This is a genomic window from Pedobacter yonginensis (assembly GCF_003173595.1).
In the GTDB taxonomy this organism is placed as follows: Bacteria; Bacteroidota; Bacteroidia; order Sphingobacteriales; family Sphingobacteriaceae; genus Pedobacter; species Pedobacter yonginense.
Genome location: NZ_QGNZ01000003.1, coordinates 680,640 through 700,143, shown reverse-complemented (window position 1 = coordinate 700,143; position 19,504 = coordinate 680,640). Strand labels below are relative to the sequence as shown.

Genomic DNA, 19,504 nt, shown 5'->3' with positions numbered 1-19,504 from the left:
AATAATTAATATAACAAATTATTGTCATAAGGGTATCTGGCTGTATGTATGGCCTTTACCTTGTCGTACAACAATGTTTTAAACTCTTCTATATTTTCCTTTTGCGTAGCTGAAATAAATAAAACAGGCGTTTTGCCGTGGCTCATCCAACTTTTCTTAAAATCTGCCAAGCTCATTTTCCCTTTTTCAAAAGCCACCAAATCATCCTCCTCTGGCGCAACATAAGCATCAATTTTATTGAAAACCAAAATCATGTCCTTATCAATGGCGCCAATATCTTTAAGGGTTTCGTTTACAATATGAATTTGATCTTCAAAGTTCGGATGCGAAACATCAACTACATGAATTAAAATATCGGCTTCCCTAACCTCATCTAAAGTTGATTTGAAACACTCTACCAAATGGTGAGGCAGCTTGCGGATAAATCCAACCGTATCTGACAATAAAAAAGGCAAATTTTCAATCACAACTTTCCGTACGGTGGTATCTAAAGTGGCAAATAACTTATTCTCGGCAAATACCTCCGATTTTGAAAGCATATTCATAATGGTAGATTTACCAACGTTGGTATAACCCACCAAAGCTACCCGAATTAACTGACCACGATTTTTTCTTTGCGTTTCGTTTTGCTTATCAATTAAGCGCAAGCGCTCTTTTAACAACGAAATTTTATTTAAAATAATCCGCCTATCACTTTCAATTTGTGTTTCGCCCGGCCCACGCATTCCGATACCACCTTTTTGGCGTTCTAAGTGGGTCCACATACCCGTTAAGCGGGGTAATAAATATTGTAATTGAGCGAGTTCTACCTGCGTTTTTGCCTGTGCGGTTTGGGCTCTATTTGCAAAAATATCCAGAATTAAATTGCTTCGATCTAGAATTTTAACGCCAATTTCGCGCTCTATATTTCTCAGTTGCGATGGCGATAATTCATCATCAAAAATCACAACATCAATTTCTTCCGATTTTACAAAGCCCTTAATTTCTTCCAGCTTTCCGGTACCCACAAAAGTTGCACGTTCTGGTTTCAACATTTTTTGGGTAAAGTTTCTTTCCACCACACCGCCAGCAGTTTCAACCAAAAAGGCCAACTCATCCAAATATTCTTTCGTTTGCTCCTCCTTTTCGCCAGGGGTAATTACACCCACCAAAATGGCTCGCTCCTGCTGTACGGCAGTATCATATAATTTTTGTTTTCCCATGTATAAGTAACAAACTTAAGATAAATTGCCAGCAATTACTTCGCAAATAAGCAATTTTATTGTTGTATTTTAAGCTAAAAATGTAGAGGCTCAAAAAAATTTTATCCTATTGATAAACCTTTCGATTTTAGGAATTGTTTTTTTCCTTTTGAATTGAAAGGTAAGGGATGTTGTTCAGTTTAGCGAGACCGTATCATAAACCAAAATAATGATGGCAAATAAAATTTATTTTGAACCACAAAAGAAATAAAAGGGCATAAAAGTAGTGATGCAATATTCGCAAGCATAATTTGACTTTTAAAAATCATTGTGATTTCTATCGCAAAATATTATTTGGCTACCTCAAACAAAAATTGAACTATGATACAGGCTGCTTTTATTTTTTTGGAAGTGATTGGCAATAGCTTTTGGCCAATACAGCCCCGCTTTTTGTTTCAAGGCCCGATAGAAAAAATCGGGCGCTTTCCACTTCAATCGGGCTTATTAAACAAAGTGACTACATCTTTGCTACAAAATCGGCAATTGCAGCACCAGGATTATCCGTTTTCATAAAATTTTCACCAATTAAAAACCCATTAAAGCCAGCCGTTTTTAATGTATTGATAATCGCGGGGTCGCTTATGGCGCTTTCCGATATTTTCAAAAACTCATTTGGAATTTTTTCAACCAAATCGAAAGAAGTTTGAATATTGACCGTAAAATCACCCAGATTTCGGTTATTTACGCCAATAGCGTCTAAATTTGGCGAAAAGCTTCTTTCCAGTTCTTCTAAATCATGAACCTCCAACAATACATTTAAGCCCAAATCTTTTGCAAACTTCCCAAAATCATGAATTTGTTTTGGAGTTAATATCGAAGCGATTAGTAAAATAATATCCGCTCCCCAAGCCTTTGCTTCCAAAATCTGGTATTCATCTATCATAAAATCCTTTCGCAAAATCGGGATAGTATTGGCGGCTCTGGCAGCTAACAAATCATCTGTTTTACCGCCAAAAAAATCAACATCAGTTAAAACCGAAATGGCAGAAGCACCAGCTTTATTGTACGCCTGTGTAACTTCAGCAACATCGGCTATGCCATTAATTAATCCCTTTGATGGCGAGCGGCGCTTAAATTCTGCAATAATGCCCGTCCGATTTTCTGCGAGTAAAAATTCTTTGAAAGAATAAGGTGTTCTGTTAAAATGTTCTCCTTTTTCTAAATCCTGTACAGAAACCAGTTGCTTTGCATGAGCAACTTCTTCCTTTTTACGGAGTACAATTTTATCTAAAATGTTCATAAAATTATTTTAAACCATGCTGAGCATGAATTCTTTTTATCATCAACCAATTAAACTAGCTTGTTAACCAGTTCTCCATCATTTGCTTACCATGTTCAGTTAATACACTTTCTGGGTGAAACTGCACGCCACGCACATCTAAACTTTCGTGTCTTAAGGCCATAATTTCACTTTTGTGGTCTCTAGCCGTAATTTTCAAACAAGATGGAAAGTTTTCTTTACTCACCACCCAACTGTGATATCTGCCAACATTAATGGTTTGCGGGCACTCCCAAAATAATGGTTCATCGCCATCTACAACGGTTACCGGCGTGGCTATACCGTGCATCGGGCGGCCCAAATTGAGCAAAGTGCCACCAAAAGCTTCTGCAATGGCCTGCTGACCTAAACACACACCAAAAATACTTTTGGTGGGCGAGTACGTTTTAATCACATCGAGCAGCAAACCCGCCTCTTCCGGTATTCCAGGGCCTGGTGAAAGCAAAATTTTATCAAATTTCTCTACATCTGCCAAATCAAACTTATCATTTCTCCAAACTACAGCTTCGTAACCCACCTCATTGATTAAGTGTACTAAATTGTAAGTAAAACTGTCGTAGTTATCAATCACTAAAACTGTTTTTTTATCTATATTTTCCATTGTAATTTCTTCGTTTGTAATCACATTATCTTGCCTAAACATTCCAATTTAATGTGTTACTGGTTAAATTCCTTCTGCCATTACAATTGCTTTACGCAAGGCAGCAATTTTGTTGTTTACCTCTTGCATTTCAGTTTCTGGAACAGAATCTGCAACAATTCCTGCACCAGCACGATAATGCAATTCGTTGTTTTTGCTCATGAAGGTTCTAATCATAATGGCATGGTTAAAATCTTCATTAAAGCCCATAAAACCAATCGCCCCAGCATAAAAGTTACGACCAAGTTTTTCGTTTTCATCAATTAACTGCATGGCCTTATATTTTGGTGCACCACTTAACGTACCAGCCGGATAGGTATCTGCAACCACTTTGAAAGCCGTAACATCTTCCTGTAATTGTCCACTAACTTTACTTACCAAATGAATTAAGTGCGAGTAGTATTGAACTTCTTTGAAAGATTTAACCTCTACTCGGTTACAATGTCTGCTTAAATCGTTTCTGGCTAAATCAACAAGCATAACATGTTCTGCACTTTCTTTTGGGTCTTGCTCCAGTTTTTTGGCTTGTTCTGCATCTTCAATATCATTTCCACTTCGTTTAAAGGTGCCTGCAATTGGAAAAATGTTTGCGGTGTTGTTTTTTATGGTAATCTGCGCTTCTGGCGAAGAGCCGAAAAGCTTGAAGTTACCGTAATCAAAGTAGAATAAATAAGGTGATGGATTGATCGATCTCAAGCAGCGGTAAACATTAAATTCATCGCCCGAAAAGGATTGCTTAAAAGCTCTTGAAGGTACAATTTGAAACACGTCGCCTCGGTAAATGTGCTTTTGCAGTTTTTCTACCAAGGTCATAAAACCTTGATCGGTTAAATTAGATGTTTCTTCACCTTTGATTTGAAATTTATATTCTGGGTAGTTTTTGTTTTGGATTAAATATTCCATTTTTTCCAAACCACCTTCTTCTTCCCCTTCAAAAGTGTTTTTAAATAAGGTAATTTCATTTTTGAAATGGTCTATGGCAATGAGGTATCGATACAAATGGTATTGCATCTCTGGAATTTCCTCTCCCTCAGGTGTTTCTGATGTGAATTTTATGTCTTCAAAATGCTGAACGGCATTCCAAGTGAAGTAACCAAACAATCCACTAGATATAAATTTAATTTCTGGCAGTTCAGTTTCCTTGAATTTATCTTTAAAGGCCGTAATCTCTTCGGTTAAATTTTCGCTTTCTTTAATTTCTACAGAACCATCGGGAAAGTAAGTTTCTAATCGGTTTCCCTTTAAAATTATACCCGCTACAGGCTCGGCGCAAACGAAGCTCATAGAATTTTCGCGACTATGATAATCGGAACTTTCTAATAAGATGCTGTTTGGATATACATCCCTTAAGCGAAGGTAAATGCTTACGGGTGTAGTGGTATCGGCAAGTAATTTTTTATAGGTTGTATTAATCTTAAACATTTTTTTAATCGTATTTGCGAGGAGCAACGTTTCGTAACTTCCTCAATTTTGTAAAAAATTTTAAATAAAAAGCCCTGCGTGTGGTTCTACGCAGGGCTTTAATGGTTCTTTAAGGTTTAGGTTGATAAACTATACTTTTCTCATACGCAGCCTGCGCAATCCGTTTTAGAATTACTTTGCCAAAGCCATGTATGTATATTGCTGATCATGAGCAACAAAAATATAAAGAATTTTGAAAAACCGAAATATTTATAAAAATTGTTTTGCCAAATTTATTTTGTCATTCCAAAAAACGATCTTCCTGGTACATCTTTAACCATAAGCAAAATGGTGATAATGATTAAAATTAAGGCTAGACCGAAAAATATCGAAATGGTACGGTGTTTGGCAACGGCTTCGGTTAACTTTTTAGATTTTGAATTACCGATGGTGATTAGGACGATTGCGATAATCATCATACTGATGTGCTCCATTTTCCAATAGCGACCAACTGCATTGCTGCTATCTACCTTATACCAATCGCCTAAGAAATACAAAGCCAAGCCTACTAACAATTGAATGTGTGCACTGATTAAGGTAAATACATTTAGCTTTCTATCGCCCTCTGTATAGGTTTTATTGCCAAACCATCCTGATAATGCCTTAATAACCGCAATTACCAATAGAACAAGTACAATATAGCGCCAACCAGAATGTGCGCTTTTTAAGATTTGATACATAAAATGAGATTTTGTTAGTCAAAAGTAATCATTAATTGTAAAAAATAGGTTATTAAGCAATATCAACGCTTATTTATATTAGTTTTAAACAAAATAAACCCCTAAACAAGTTATGAAGAAAATTTTACTCGCCATTGTGCTGGTATTTTCGACTACAATCCTGTTTGCCCAACAATCTACATTTCCCGTTAATGGTTCTTACGATACCAGACCAGGAATGTACGCTTTTACCAACGCAACAATTGTAGTAAATGCCAACCAAACCTTATCAAATGCCACGCTTTTAATTAAAGGACAAACTATCCAAGCTGTTGGCGCAGGTTTAACCGTACCGAAAGGTTATGTGATTATCGATTTAAAAGGCAAATTCGTTTATCCATCTTTGGTAGATGCATTTACCAGTTATGGCTTACCTGAAACCGCAGTAGCTGCACGTGGTTTCGGTGGTGGTGGTGGCGGCAATCGCCAATCTGTTTTTGTATCGACTAAAAAAGGTGCATTTGGTTGGAACGAAGCCATCAGACCAGAAACACAGGTTAAAACGATTTTTTCTGTAGATAGTAAAAAGGCCGATGAACTGCGTAAAGTGGGTTTTGGAAGTGTTAATGTGGTTAATCGTGATGGAATTGCCCGTGGAACTTCTGCGGCGGTAACTTTAAACGAGGGATCAGACAACAACGTTTTTTTGAAAGATCAAACTGCGGCCAATTATTCTTTTAACAAAGGAACATCATCAAACGATTATCCAACGTCATTAATGGGTTCTATCGCTTTGTTGCGCCAAACTTATTACGATTCGCAATGGTATGGCAAACAAAAAGATGAATATAACATCTCACTAGAGGTGTTTGGAAAACAGCAAGATTTACCTCAAATTTTTGAGGTTGATGGTTGGCAAAGTGTGCTTCGTGCAGATAAAATTGGAAAGGAGTTTGGCAAAAAATATGTCATCAAATCAAGCGGGGATGAGTATCAGCGTATTAATGAGGTTAAAGCAACAGGTGCAACCTTAATTATACCATTGGCTTTTCCTAAAGCGTATGATGTTGAAGATCCTGCAGAAGCCAGAAACGTAAGTTTAACCCAAATGAAGGGCTGGGAACTGGCGCCAACAAACGCTTCAGCCTTAGAAAAAGCGGGAATTAAATTTGCTTTAACTGCATTCGGTTTGGAAAACAGCCGCGATTTCTGGGCCAATATCCGCACCGCTATCGAAAATGGTTTAACCGAAAAACAAGCCTTGCAATCTGTAACTGAGATTCCTGCTTCTATTTTAGGCATTAGCGATAAAGTTGGTTCGATTGAAAAGGGCAAAGTAGCAAACTTCTTAATATCTTCGGATAACTTATTCAAAAATGGAAACATCATTTTCGAAAACTGGGTGCAAGGTAAGCGCTATGTGGTGAACAAAATGGATGTCAGTGATGTGCGTGGAACCTATAATTTAAATGTTGACGGTGTGGGTGCGCTCACTTTAAAAATTACTGGCACATCGGGTGGATCTACCGCCGCAATTGAAAGAACTGGAGTGGATAGTGTTAAAACCACAGCCACCTTTAGCAGAAATGGCGATTGGGTAAGCATCAACTTTAATTTAAAGAAAAATCCAAAAGGCGATGTACGCTTAAGTGGTTATTTAACTTCTGCAAGTCCGTTAACATTTAAGGGCGAATCTGCCTTATCAGACGGAACATTTGGAAAATTTACAGCTACTTATAAAGAAGCGGCCAAAGAGATGCCAAAGCGCGATGAGCCTAAGCCAAGTTTAGCCGTAGGACCAGTAATTTTCCCTTTTACCGCTTTTGGTACAACTGAATTGCCCAAGCAAGAAACGGTTTTAATTAAAAACGGTACCGTCTGGACAAATGAAAAAGAGGGGATTTTGCAAAACGCAGACATCCTTTTAGAGAATGGAAAAATAAAGGCCATCGGTAAAAATTTATCGGCTGGAGGCGCAAAAGTGATTGATGCAACAGGCAAACACGTTACCACTGGCATTATTGATGAGCACTCGCACATTGCAGCAAATGGAATTAATGAAGGTGCACAGTCGGTTTCATCTGAAGTTCGTATGGGCGATATCATTAACCCAGAAGATGTAAATATTTATCGCCAATTGGCAGGGGGGGTAACCACTTCTCAAATTTTACACGGTTCAGCAAATCCAATCGGCGGTCAGTCTCAATTGATAAAGTTACGTTGGGGTAAATCTGCAGAGGAACTTAAGTTTGCTGGTGCAGATAATTTCATCAAATTTGCATTGGGCGAAAACGTTAAACAAAGTAATTTTGGAACCGGTGCTCGTTTCCCTGTAACGCGAATGGGTGTAGAACAGACCTTTGTTGATGAATTTACTCGTGCAAAAGAATACGAAAAGGCCATGTCGGTTAAAGGTAATTCGGTTCGCAGAGATTTAGAGTTGGATGCAATTGTAGAAATTTTGAACAATAAGCGATTCATCACCTGTCACTCTTACGTACAGAGCGAAATTAATATGCTGATTCATGTTGCAGATAGCCTCGGATTTAAAATCAACACTTTTACTCATATTTTAGAGGGCTATAAAGTAGCCGATAAAATGAAGGCGCACAATATCGCTGCCTCTACTTTCTCTGATTGGTGGGCGTACAAAAACGAAGTGGCAGAAGCCATCCCGTACAATGGAAAAATTATGCACAATGTGGGCATTACCACTGCTTTTAACTCTGATGATGCAGAAATGGCCCGTCACTTAAATCAAGAAGCTGGAAAATCAATTTTATATGGAAATGTGCCTGAAGAGGAAGCTTTCAAATTGGTGACTTTAAACCCGGCTAGAATGCTTCATATTGACGGCAAGGTTGGTAGTTTAAAAGCAGGTAAAGATGCTGATGTTGTTATTTGGTCGGCTAACCCATTGTCTATTTATGCAAAAGCAGAAAAGACTTTTGTGGATGGTATTGCTTATTGGGATATTGACAGAGATGCACAGATTATGAAAGCCCAACAAGTTGAGAAAGCTCGATTGATCCAGAAAATGTTAGATAGCAAAAGTAAAGGTGGCCGCACGCAACGCCCAATGGGAGATGCACCGCGTTTATTCAATTGCGAAACTTTATTTAATTATTCAGCAGAGTTAACCGAAAAAGAAAATGCACACTAACATGAAAAATTACCTATTCAGTCTGGCATTATCGGCAACTAGCCTGATGTGTTTTGCCCAAGCAAATATATCGCCAGCACCAAAGCAAAGCAAAACCATCGCCATAACGGGTGCAACCATACATGTTGGAAATGGAACGGTTATCGAAAACGGTACCCTCCTTTTTGGCAACGGAAAAATTATTTCGGTAAGGGCCGATGGGCAGGTGCCACAAGATGATGTGGTAAGAATTAACGCTACAGGCAAGCACATTTACCCGGGCTTAATTGCAGCCACAACCAATTTGGGTTTAGTAGAGATTGATGCGGTGAAAGCGACGTTGGATTTTCAAGAAATTGGAGATTTTAATTCGCACATCCGTTCTATTGTGGCTTATAACACCGATTCGAAAGTTCCCGCAACGTTAAGAAGCAATGGCGTTTTGATGGCGCAGCCTACCCCACAAGGTGGAACGGTTTCTGGAAGCTCATCTGTGGTGCAGTTAGATGCATGGAACTGGGAGGATGCTGCTTTAAGAAAAGATGATGCCATGCACATGACTTGGCCGGTTACACCACGTTTTAGAGGTGGCTTCGGGGGTTTCGGAAGAGCCCAAACTTCGCCGGAAGCATTGGCAGAGCGTACTCAGGCGGCGATTGCCCAACTCACGACTTTTTTTGCTGAGGCAAAGGCCTACTCGGAAATGGGAAAACCTGAAGTGATTAATACTCGCTTTGAAGCTATGAAAAGAGTTTTCTCTGGTGATGAAAAGTTGTTTATCGCAGCAGAAAGTCAGAAGGATATTGTTGCTGCGGTAAATTTTGGTAAGAAATTCGGCATCAGTCCTGTAATTACGGGCGCTGATGAGGCTTATCTAATTGTTGATTTCTTGAAAGAAAACAACATCACTTTAGTGGTGAAACAACCTCATGCACTGCCAAATAACATTGATGATGATGTAAACATGCCTTATAAAAATGCCGCAGTTTTAGCGAATGCTGGCCTAAATGTTGTTTTAAGTATAGATGGCTATTGGCAACAACGCAACCTTCCGTTTATGGCGGGTACGGTTACCGCTTGGGGCTTAGATAAGGAGAAAGCCCTATCTACCATTACCTTAAATGCTGCAAAAGCAATGGGCATTGATAAAACTACTGGTAGTATCGAAACGGGAAAAGATGCAACCTTCTTTATTTCTGCTGGTGATGCTTTAGATATGAGAACAAATAAGGTTGAGCAGGCTTTCATTCAAGGTAGAGATATTAACTTGGATAATTTACACAAGCAACTCGACAAGAAATTCAGCGATAAATACTCCGCCGAAAAAAAATAGCTTAACAAAGGCTTAATATCAAACGGTCAATATTAATTTATTGGCCGTTTTTTATTTTAACATGGGTTCAAAAACGACGTATTTTACACCTTTTTCATAATATAAAAGCAAATTTCAGTTAATACTATAGCAACATCTTTGCGGTCAGAAATCAAAACAAATAACTGATCATGATGAAAAATTTACTTACAGCATTATTGCTCATGTTGTGTTTTACCAGTAACTCGGTACTTGCACAAACCACTCAGGCATCCATATCTGGAACAATTACAGATGAAGGTAAGAAAGCCGTACCGGGGGTGTCGGTTCAAATTCGAAACGAATCAACTGGTTTTACAACAAAAACATCAACCAATTCTAACGGAGAATACATCTTTAAAGAGCTTCCATTAGGCGGGCCTTACACCGTAAAAGCAGCCTACATCGGCTTCGGAGAACAAAACCGAACAGGCTTTATGCTGAACCAAGGTGATGTTGTAAAAGTAAACATCAAAATGCAAGAAGCTGCCCAGAGCCTAGATGCCGTTGAGGTAACAAGCTCTTCTTTAAAAAATAAAGTCCAAAACTTTGGCGCCTCTACAGAAATATCAGCCAAAACCATGAACCAACTGCCGGTAAATGGCCGTAACTTTTCCAACTTGATGGATTTATCCCCGCTGAGTAGAGGTGGAGGGATTTCGGGTCAGCTTGGTTCATCAACAAACTACACCATTGATGGGATGAACGCTAAAAACCCAACTTCTGCGGGTTCTACAACCAGCAGAAGCGGTGCACCCTATTCAATTTCTATTGAGGCCGTTCGCGAATTTAAAGTGGTAACCAACCAATACGATGTTACTTACGGAAGAGCAGGCGGTGGTACCGTAAGTGCAGTTACAAAATCGGGAACAAACACCTTGAGCGGGAGCGCCTTCGGTTATGGTCGTGCAGATTGGTTGGCCAGTAGATATGATATTAGAGGGGTTAAACGAGATAATGATTTCTCTACCTATCAATACGGATTTACTTTGGGCGGACCAATCATTAAAGATAAATTACACTATTTTGTTGGTTGGGATCATCAAAAAGATTCTCGCCCGCTAATCATAGCCGATATCAATGGTCCTGCAGATGAAGCTAGATTCAGAATTACAAACACAACACTGGCCAACTTTCTATCCATTGCGCAAACCAAATACGGAGTGGCAAATTCACCTCAGTATGGATCTTTTCAAAAGAAGCGAGGATCGGATGCTGCCTTTGCCCGTTTAGATTGGCAAATCAACAATAGCAATTTATTAACCATTCGCGATAATTATACCAATGATAGAAATCCGTTGGGCTTAACCGACAACACTGCCATAAACTTTTATGAAAGCTATGGCAATGACAAAAACGTTGATAACAGTTTACTGGCAACCTTACGTTCGACCATAAACAGCAAAGTAACTAACGAGTTAAAGTTTCAACATCTATATACCTTTCAGGCCAGTACACAGAACGACCAGTTAACAGGTGCAATTCCGAGAGCAATTGTTGGCAATATTCCTTCAACTCTATCTGATGGAACAACTGCTGCAACTGCCATCCAAATTGGAGGACACCGCTTTGGGCAAGAAGGGTTTACCAACAATGTTTTTCAGTTGGTAGATAACTTTTACTACAATACAGATAAGGTGAAATATACCTTCGGACTTGATGTAATGTACACCAATGCCAAATCGCTTTACGGTAGTGAAGTAAACGGTAGATTTGAGTACACCAATACGGGAACAGCCATTTCATCCGTGCAAAATTTTAACAACCTAATTGCCAATAGATTCTACCGTGAAGTACCTTTGGTTGCAGATCCAACCGTTAAAGCGGGCATTTGGAACACAGCCATTTACGGACAAATGCAAACCAAATTGGCAAAGGGTTTAGAAATTATTGCCGGCTTACGTTTAGATTATAGTTCTTATCCAAAATCGCCTTTAAATCAAACCTTATTTGATGAGCTAGGTGTGAGAACCGATAATGAATTAAAGCAATTTTTGGTTCAACCAAGAGTTCAATTAAACTGGGATATTAATGAAAATCGCACCGATTTTGTGCGCTTTGGTGCCGGTATTTTTGGCTCGGACGTGAACAATTATGTAACCATAAATAACTTAACTTTTGATGGTAAGCACCTAGCAACAGTCGATGTTTTCGGTGCAGATGTACCCACCCCAAATTTTATTGGATATAGAAATGGTACAGTTGCAACTCCAAGTTTAACCGAATTGCAATTGCCAACTATAAACACTTATGCGGCAGATGCTAAAATACCAGTGGTTTATAAAGCCAACCTATCTTACAGTAAGTTAATTACAGATAAATTAAAAGTAGGTATTACGGGCTATGCAACATTGGGCCGACACAACTATATGTACGTAGATCGAAATATGGTTGCCAATCCTTTTTTCACGCTTCCAAATGAAGACAATAGGGGTGTTTTTGTGCCAACGGTTAATGCGGCTAACGGTGTAGCCGATTGGAAAACAGGTAGAATAAGCAACAAATTCGGGCGTGTACTGGAGTTGAACAGTCAAGGTAAGGTAAATCAGTTTGCTGTGGTTTTAGATGCAACCTGGAACTATTTTAGAGATGGAGAAATTTCTGCCAGCTACACCTGGAACGATACAAAAGATAACACCTCATACAATGGTAACGTAGCCAACTCGGCAACCCTATCTCTTCCTGTTAAAGATGACCCTAGAAATTTAAGCAACATCACCTATTCTGATAATCATTTCAGAACCAAAGTGGTTATTTACGGAACATTACCAACCTTTTATGGCGTAACTGTGGGGGTTAGATATTCTGGAATTGGTGGTACCCGATACAGCTTATTAGCCGGTGGTAATATCAATGGCGATTTCGTTACCACAAACGATTTGGCTTTCATTTTCGACCGATACAACACCAGCATTCCAGCAAATATCCGTACAGGTTTACAAACTTTGTTAGATAATCCTGATGCCAGCCAGAGCTTAAAAGATTACATCACAAAATATTCTGGACAAATTGCACAACGTAATGGTGGGATCAACGATTTCTTCGGAATAGTAGATTTAAGAGTGAGCAAAAAATTTAAGTTCGCCAAAAAACATAGCATTGAACTTTCTGGAGATATTTTCAATCTAGGTAACCTATTAAATAAAAAGTGGGGCGTAAATGAAACGCTAGGTAACCAAGCGCTATATGCCGTTTCTGGTTTTGATAATACCGCAAAAGCCTTTACCTATCGCGTAAATAACTCAGGGGTTGTAACCCCATCGGGTAATCCGTGGCAAATGCAAATTGGCTTACGTTACGGCTTTTAGAATTCAGCTAAGTATCTTAGCTTAAAGTCATAAAAAAAGGGAATGGAATTTTATCCGTTCCCTTTTTTTATGTTTGTAAATCAAACAACAAAACTTTAATGAACGTATTACTCAATTACCTGAAGGGGCACAAGTGGATTGTGGCTTTAGCGCTACTTCTTGCAGGCATAAACATCGGTTTTTCTTTAATGGATCCTTATTTTACAGGACGCATCTTAGATTTATACATCAATAAGCGCAGTGCCTTTACCAGCAAAAGTGCCTACATTTGGGGCGCTTTGGGCTTTATAGGCTTGGCCATCGGTGCAGCCATGGTTTCTAGAATTGCAAAAAACTTTCAAGATTATTTTACCAGTGTTATTGTACAAAAGGTTGGCGCAAAAATGTATGCCGATGGCTTACAGCACTCCCTAAAACTCCCATATCAAGTATTTGAGGATCAGAGAAGTGGCGAAACTCTAGGTATTTTGCAGAAAGTTCGTACCGATTCTGAAAAATTCATAACCTCCTTCATCAGCGTACTATTTGTGAGTCTTATTGGGATGGTTTTTGTAATTGTTTATTCGGTTTCCATTAGCTATAAAGTAACCCTAGTGTATTTTGCAGCCATTCCAATTATTAGTTTTGTCAGTTGGTTTTTAAGTCGGAAAATTAAAACCATTCAACGTTCTATTGTTGGCGAAACAACTGCTTTAGCAGGTTCTACAACCGAATCTTTACGCAACATAGAATTGGTAAAAAGCTTGGGCTTGGCTGATCAGGAAATAGAAAGACTAAATAAAACCACATACAAAATTTTAGGCCTAGAACTTAAAAAAGTAAAATATGTTCGCAGCATGAGTTTCGTTCAGGGTACAACCGTAAACTTAGTGAGAAGCTCGATGATTGTGGTGCTGTTGCTGCTTATTTTCGATAACACAATTTCCCCAGGACAATACTTCTCGTTTCTGTTTTACTCCTTCTTCCTTTTTGGTCCGCTTCAAGAATTGGGTAATGTAATTTTGGTTTGGAGAGAGGCAGAAGTTTCTTTAGGCAATTTTAAAAAGATTTTAAGCACACCTATTGATAAAAAGCCTGCAAATCCAATCTCGATAGCGAAAATTAAAGAACTGACTTTTAAATCGGTAAGCTTTAAACACCTTACGGCGAATAGAAATGCGTTAGAAAATATCTCGTTTGAAACCCGCAACGGACAAACCATTGCTTTTGTAGGCCCATCAGGATCTGGAAAATCTACACTGGTTAAACTTTTGGTTGGCCTTTACCCTGCTAAAGATGGTGAGATTTTATATAATGGAAATCCCAGTAACGACATTGACTTAGATGCCCTACGAGAAAGGATTGGTTTTGTAACTCAAGATACTCAGCTCTTTTCTGGAACAATAAGAGAAAACTTGCTGTTTGTGAACCCAAATGCAACCGATGAAGAATGCTATAAAGTTTTAAACCAAGCTGCTTGCCAAACCTTATTGGCGCGGGCCGATAAAGGTTTAGACTCTTTAATAGGAGAAGGTGGCGTAAAAGTTTCCGGTGGTGAGAAACAACGTTTATCGATAGCTAGAGCCCTTTTACGTCAACCCGATATTTTGGTTTTTGATGAAGCAACCTCTTCATTAGATTCTATTACAGAAGAAGAAATTACCAAAACCATTCGTTCAGTATCTGATTTGACTGACCACATCACCATTTTAATAGCGCACCGGTTATCTACCATCAAGCATGCCGATACCATTTACGTTTTAGAAAAAGGTCACATCATCGAAAATGGTAGTCACGAAGAACTTATAGCACAAAATGGTTTGTATCAAGCCATGTGGCGCCAACAAATCGGCGAAAGAATTGTTGAAGCTTAAAAAAAGCTTTTAATATGTTAGTAGCACAAGTAGAAAGTAGTCAAATAGCCATTGTTATCATCATTGCGGCTGTCCTTTGGTTGGCCTTAATTTTGGCCGCATTATTTCATATTTCCAGAAACACAACAATGGGTTTCACGGTAAAAGTTCTTTGGTTTATTATTATTCTTTTTGCCCCATTTTTGGGATCGATTATTTATTTAGTTTGGGGAAAAAACAAGAGATTCTAACCTGTAAAATCCTTGTTGATACACCAACCAATTAATGCTCTTCAGAATAAAAATTTGGAAAGCAATTGCAGCAATGCTTTGGTGCGGTTCATTAATGCGTTGGGTGGTCAGAAACCCTTCACTATTCTTTGGTTTCTAACCAACCCGTTAATGCATTATTTTAGATATCAGTCAGTGCCTCACCAACCGACAGATTCACACAACCTTGTATGCTTGGCGAGCCAGCCAACAAGGGGTAAAAATTAAATAAAATCCAGTGTATTAAATTTCTTATTTAAAATATCAGCATTGTTTACATCCAGCCATTTATCCAAAATAGTTCCGTAAACCTGCCTAAAATCTAGTTGATATTTTAAATCTCCCGTATCCAAATCGCTTAGGTTCGGAGCAGCATTGAAAATTCCTTTTTTCTTGAGTCTGCCCCCAAACACAAACATATTATTTGCAGTACCATGGTCGGTGCCGTTGCTTGCATTTTGCTCTACTCTACGGCCAAATTCAGAAAAGGTAATTACCAATGTATCTTCCAGTTTATTGTTAGATTTTAAATCTTTCAAGAAAGCAGCCATCCCTTCGCTGTACTGTTTCAGCAAATTACCTTGCTGGTTGGTTTGGTTAACATGTGTATCAAAACCACTAAGCGAAACATAATACACTCTGGTTTTAAGTCCAGAAGAAATGAACTTAGAAACTGTTTTAAGCTGATTTGAAAAACCTGTTGCTGGATATGTGGCTTTTGATTGATAAATTTTTGAGGTGTTTTGGATGTATTGTGCCGACGATGAAGTTTCGATCATCGTTTTATACAAGTAACCTAAATTATCCTCGTCTAAATGATCTTTATCATTCTGAATCATCGATTTGAAAAATGGATCGTTCGTGTTGCGGAACAGTGCATTTGGGTCTTTCAAGGCAATCCCTTTTTTGCTTTGTCCTTTCAGCGCAAGCGACAAAGAATCATCAACCTCAATGGCCGTGTATGGAAATTTGCAGGTTTGGCAATTGCTATCTAAGTATCTGCCAATCCATCCAGTTGATAGAAACTGATTACTGTCGCTTCCAGTTTGCCAAATATCCATCGATCGGAAATGCGAACGATCTGGATTTGGGTAGCCCACATCATTAATAATGGTCATCCAACCTTGGTCATAAATTTCTTGCAAGGCAGCCATATTTGGGTTTAAGCCCTGCATATCATTTAGTTTAATTACTTGGTTTGGCTGTATGGCAATGCTTTTTCGCTTTTGATAATAAATATCATTACCGAATGGAACTACGGTGTTTAGGCCATCATTACCACCAGAAAGTTGTACCACAACCAAATTTTTATATAGGCTTAACTCGTCTAAAGCCATCGCTTCTAGCGGTTTCATAAATGCAGGCACAAATAAAGAACCCGCCGCAACAAAACCTGTATTTCTTAAAAAATTTCTTCTGTTCATTTTGTGATGTTTTATTGAATAGCACTAACAAAGTTGATATTCTGGCATGCTGGTAATTTCTACCGAGGTGCTTCTTAATCCTTTATTATCGCTCACCATTTTAATAATCTTATCGTTTAACTTAGGCTGTAGTAAAAATTCCGTCAATTCTAAAGGGGTTAAACCTTTAGGTAATGTATCTAAAAATTTAGGCCAATTTGCATTGGCATTTACGTAAGATTTTGGTTTATTGCTGGCATTAGCATTGTTGGTGCCAGCTCGGCTTAAGGCAATTACAGCTTCATCTTCAGGATCGGCTTTGCCACTAAAATCAATTTCGCCATCGTTTAAAACTAAAGATGGAATACGCATGCGCAGCATTAAAGAGGAGCTATCAATCCAACTTTGTCCACCTGGCCAGCCCGCAACGTTTGGCGGATTAAATAAATACTGACCTAAGCTACTCTGTAATTGAATTAAAACTTGTGGTTTATTATAGGTAACATAAAACTCGCGACTTAAACCCACCAAAAATTCGGCAGGCGATTTAATTTTAGTGCCCACATTTTCTGGAGCGTAAAACCAATCGGATGTAAACATCTTCTGCATCAAAGCAGAAATATCGTATTTTGAGTTATAAAAATGTGTTGCCAGTTCTTTTACGTGGGTTTCGTTTGGGTTATCGTTTACAAAAAACTTATAAACTTTACGGGCAATAAATTGTGCGGTTTCTGATTTTTCTAAAATGATATCGATGATATTTTCACCTTGAAAATTTCCAATTTTTCCGAAGAAGGTTTTTGTACCATCGTCGTGCAAATTGGGGCGAAATATAAATGATCCATCTCTATCATATTGCCAGCCCGTAAAAGAGCGGGCCGATTCTTTAATGTCTTGTTCGCTGTAGTTGCCTCTACCCAAAGTAAACAGTTCCATCAGCTCACGGGCAAAATTTTCGTTCGGCTTACCTTTTCTATTTTGTTGATTGTTCAGGTATTGTAGCATGGCTGGAGATTTGGAAACCTCAACCAATAAGGTTTTAAAGCTGCCTAATCCATGTGCTCTTTGGATGTTATTTAACTGTTGCGCAAAGTATGGGTTGTTGCTTCTACAAGCGAAATGACCATGCCAAAAAAGGGTCATTTTCTCTCTTAATGGCGCATCGGTGTTAATCATTTTGCTCACCCAACCAATGTTCAAATCTCTACTCACTTCATTCTGCATACGGACAATTTCCTGGCGCATTTTCTTTTCCTCGTCAGTTAAATCTTTTTTTGAATAAAGGCCAGCTTGCGCTAATAACTGACGTTTAGATTCTACACCATTAACTAGCGTGATGTCGTCGTCGTTTTTAGAAGATTTTAATAATCCATCTACAACTTTATTGATGTTTTTTTTGCTGAGTTTTTGTAAATCGGGATAGGAGATGCCGAAGCCTGCACGGTTATAAAGATGCTTTACTTTTAAGAAGTTATCTTTTGCGCTCATAATGGACAATTTTAACAGTATGACTTAATTAAAACGAAAGGGTTTAATGTTTGTTTTCTTTCTTATTTTCGCCTATGTTTTTCCAATTGGCTGATGATGATGTAAGTTTTCCAAATCCGGCACTTGCCGATGAAGATGGCTTACTTGCCATTGGTGGCGATTTAAGCTTAGAAAGATTGCTTCTTGCCTATTCAAACGGAATTTTTCCTTGGTTCAGCGCGGATGATCCCATTTTGTGGTATTCGCCACATCAGCGTTGCGTTATTTATCCCGATAGGATTAAGATTAGCAAAAGCATGAAAAAGCTCATTAAAGAAAATCTTTTTCGGGTGACCATTAACACCGCTTTTGAAGCCGTAATTAAGCACTGCGCAGATACACCCAGAATAGGGCAGGATGGAACGTGGATTACTGATGAAATGCAAGATGCCTATATCAACCTGCACCAAAAAGGTGTTGCCCACAGTGTGGAAGTTTGGTTAGATCAAATACTTGTCGGCGGTTTATATGGCGTAAAAGTTAATCGTGTTTTCTGTGGCGAAAGTATGTTTAGCCATGCCAGTAATGCTTCGAAAATTGCCCTAATTTATTTAAGTAAATTGGATATAGATTTAATAGATTGCCAATTGCCTAACGACCATTTGATGAGTATGGGCGCCGAAATGATTGATCGGGAAACATACATTGAGATACTCCAAAAGCAATTTTAATTTTATTTGGCATCAAGCAATTCCTGCTGACGCATGGCATGTTCTATTCTTTTATCTGGAATAAACCAAATGCAAGCCACTAGTGTGTACATTAAAACCCCAAACCAAGGGTTTATAAAGCTTAAACCAACCCCAGTAAGGTAAAACAATAACGAAATTTTGCCTTTAGCATCATTACCAATGGCATGTACAATTAAGGAATCCTTTCCTTCTGTTCTTTTAATTACGATTACCAGCAAGGTATAAGAAACTGCAGCCAGAAAAAGTACAATGCCATACATAATTACAGGGTATAGCGCAAAGTGGTTTTCGCCCATCCATCCAGCGGCCACCGGAAATAGAGAAAGCCAGAAAAGAAAATTAAGATTTGCCCAAAGCATGCCGCCGCTTACCTTTTTTACCGCATGCATTAAATGGTGGTGGTTGTTCCAGTAAATGCCAACGTAGGTAAAGCTCAATACATAACTTATAAACTTAGGAATTAAAGGCTTCAATGTAGTTAAGCTTTCCCCCTCTGGCACTTTAATTTCAAGCACCATAATGGTAATGATAATGGCAATCACACCATCGCTAAATGCCTCTAATCTACCCTTGTTCATAATTTCTTTGCGTTTAGTTTGATCGTTATTTTAATGAAATTACTCTAAAAACTTCAATTCTTTACTTTGTTTTTGGTAAAGTCTATATAAAGTTACTGAAAACGATTTATAGACTGAAGATC

General features: G+C 38.4%; 14 protein-coding genes. 6 read left to right on the top strand and 8 right to left on the bottom strand.

Annotation, left to right across the window (positions count from 1 at the left end):
- Positions 1–5: 5 nt before the first annotated feature.
- The 5 genes from hflX to DHW03_RS14615 form a co-directional block, all read right to left on the bottom strand.
- On the bottom strand, positions 6–1,202 hold the full coding sequence (hflX, locus tag DHW03_RS14635; protein ID WP_109926559.1) for a GTPase HflX: 1,197 nt from the start codon (positions 1,200–1,202) through the stop codon (positions 6–8).
- 496 nt (positions 1,203–1,698) lie between these two features.
- Positions 1,699–2,481 (bottom strand): indole-3-glycerol phosphate synthase TrpC, encoded by a 783-nt coding sequence (gene trpC / locus DHW03_RS14630; RefSeq protein WP_109926558.1) that lies wholly within the window; start codon positions 2,479–2,481, stop codon positions 1,699–1,701.
- Positions 2,482–2,536: 55 nt separating this feature from the next.
- Entirely contained in the window at positions 2,537–3,121 is a 585-nt protein-coding gene (locus DHW03_RS14625; RefSeq protein WP_109926652.1) for an anthranilate synthase component II, read from the bottom strand.
- 63 nt (positions 3,122–3,184) lie between these two features.
- The gene (locus DHW03_RS14620; protein ID WP_109926557.1) at positions 3,185–4,582 is read right to left on the bottom strand and encodes an anthranilate synthase component I family protein; all 1,398 of its coding nucleotides are present in this window, start codon (positions 4,580–4,582) and stop codon (positions 3,185–3,187) included.
- Between the two features lie 272 nt (positions 4,583–4,854).
- The gene (locus tag DHW03_RS14615) at positions 4,855–5,301 is read right to left on the bottom strand and encodes a cytochrome B (protein ID WP_109926556.1); all 447 of its coding nucleotides are present in this window, start codon (positions 5,299–5,301) and stop codon (positions 4,855–4,857) included.
- A gap of 112 nt (positions 5,302–5,413) precedes the next feature.
- Here DHW03_RS14615 and DHW03_RS14610 point away from each other — a divergent pair, with 112 nt between their 5' ends.
- From DHW03_RS14610 to DHW03_RS14590, 5 genes are all read left to right on the top strand, one after another.
- Entirely contained in the window at positions 5,414–8,443 is a 3,030-nt protein-coding gene (locus DHW03_RS14610) for an amidohydrolase family protein (RefSeq protein WP_109926555.1), read from the top strand.
- A gap of 1 nt (position 8,444) precedes the next feature.
- On the top strand, positions 8,445–9,755 hold the full coding sequence (locus DHW03_RS14605) for an amidohydrolase family protein (protein ID WP_109926651.1): 1,311 nt from the start codon (positions 8,445–8,447) through the stop codon (positions 9,753–9,755).
- A 170-nt stretch (positions 9,756–9,925) separates the two neighbouring features.
- Positions 9,926–13,081, top strand: a complete 3,156-nt coding sequence (locus DHW03_RS14600) for a TonB-dependent receptor (protein ID WP_109926554.1) — start codon at positions 9,926–9,928, stop codon at positions 13,079–13,081.
- 98 nt (positions 13,082–13,179) lie between these two features.
- Positions 13,180–14,934 (top strand): ABC transporter ATP-binding protein, encoded by a 1,755-nt coding sequence (locus DHW03_RS14595; protein WP_109926553.1) that lies wholly within the window; start codon positions 13,180–13,182, stop codon positions 14,932–14,934.
- A 14-nt stretch (positions 14,935–14,948) separates the two neighbouring features.
- A complete protein-coding gene (locus DHW03_RS14590; RefSeq protein ID WP_109926552.1) occupies positions 14,949–15,164 on the top strand; it encodes a PLDc N-terminal domain-containing protein in 216 nt (71 codons plus the stop codon).
- A 242-nt stretch (positions 15,165–15,406) separates the two neighbouring features.
- Here DHW03_RS14590 and DHW03_RS14585 read toward each other — a convergent pair whose 3' ends face one another.
- Both DHW03_RS14585 and DHW03_RS14580 read right to left on the bottom strand, forming a co-directional pair.
- The gene (locus DHW03_RS14585) at positions 15,407–16,606 is read right to left on the bottom strand and encodes a DUF1501 domain-containing protein (RefSeq protein ID WP_109926551.1); all 1,200 of its coding nucleotides are present in this window, start codon (positions 16,604–16,606) and stop codon (positions 15,407–15,409) included.
- A gap of 24 nt (positions 16,607–16,630) precedes the next feature.
- Positions 16,631–18,073, bottom strand: a complete 1,443-nt coding sequence (locus tag DHW03_RS14580; RefSeq protein ID WP_109926550.1) for a DUF1800 domain-containing protein — start codon at positions 18,071–18,073, stop codon at positions 16,631–16,633.
- Positions 18,074–18,147: 74 nt separating this feature from the next.
- Between DHW03_RS14580 and aat the strand changes: the two genes are divergently transcribed.
- A complete protein-coding gene (aat, locus tag DHW03_RS14575; protein WP_109926549.1) occupies positions 18,148–18,783 on the top strand; it encodes a leucyl/phenylalanyl-tRNA--protein transferase in 636 nt (211 codons plus the stop codon).
- Between the two features lie 2 nt (positions 18,784–18,785).
- Here the strand turns inward: aat and DHW03_RS14570 are convergent, their stop codons facing one another.
- Positions 18,786–19,382 (bottom strand): TMEM175 family protein, encoded by a 597-nt coding sequence (locus DHW03_RS14570; RefSeq protein ID WP_109926548.1) that lies wholly within the window; start codon positions 19,380–19,382, stop codon positions 18,786–18,788.
- Positions 19,383–19,504 lie beyond the last annotated feature (122 nt).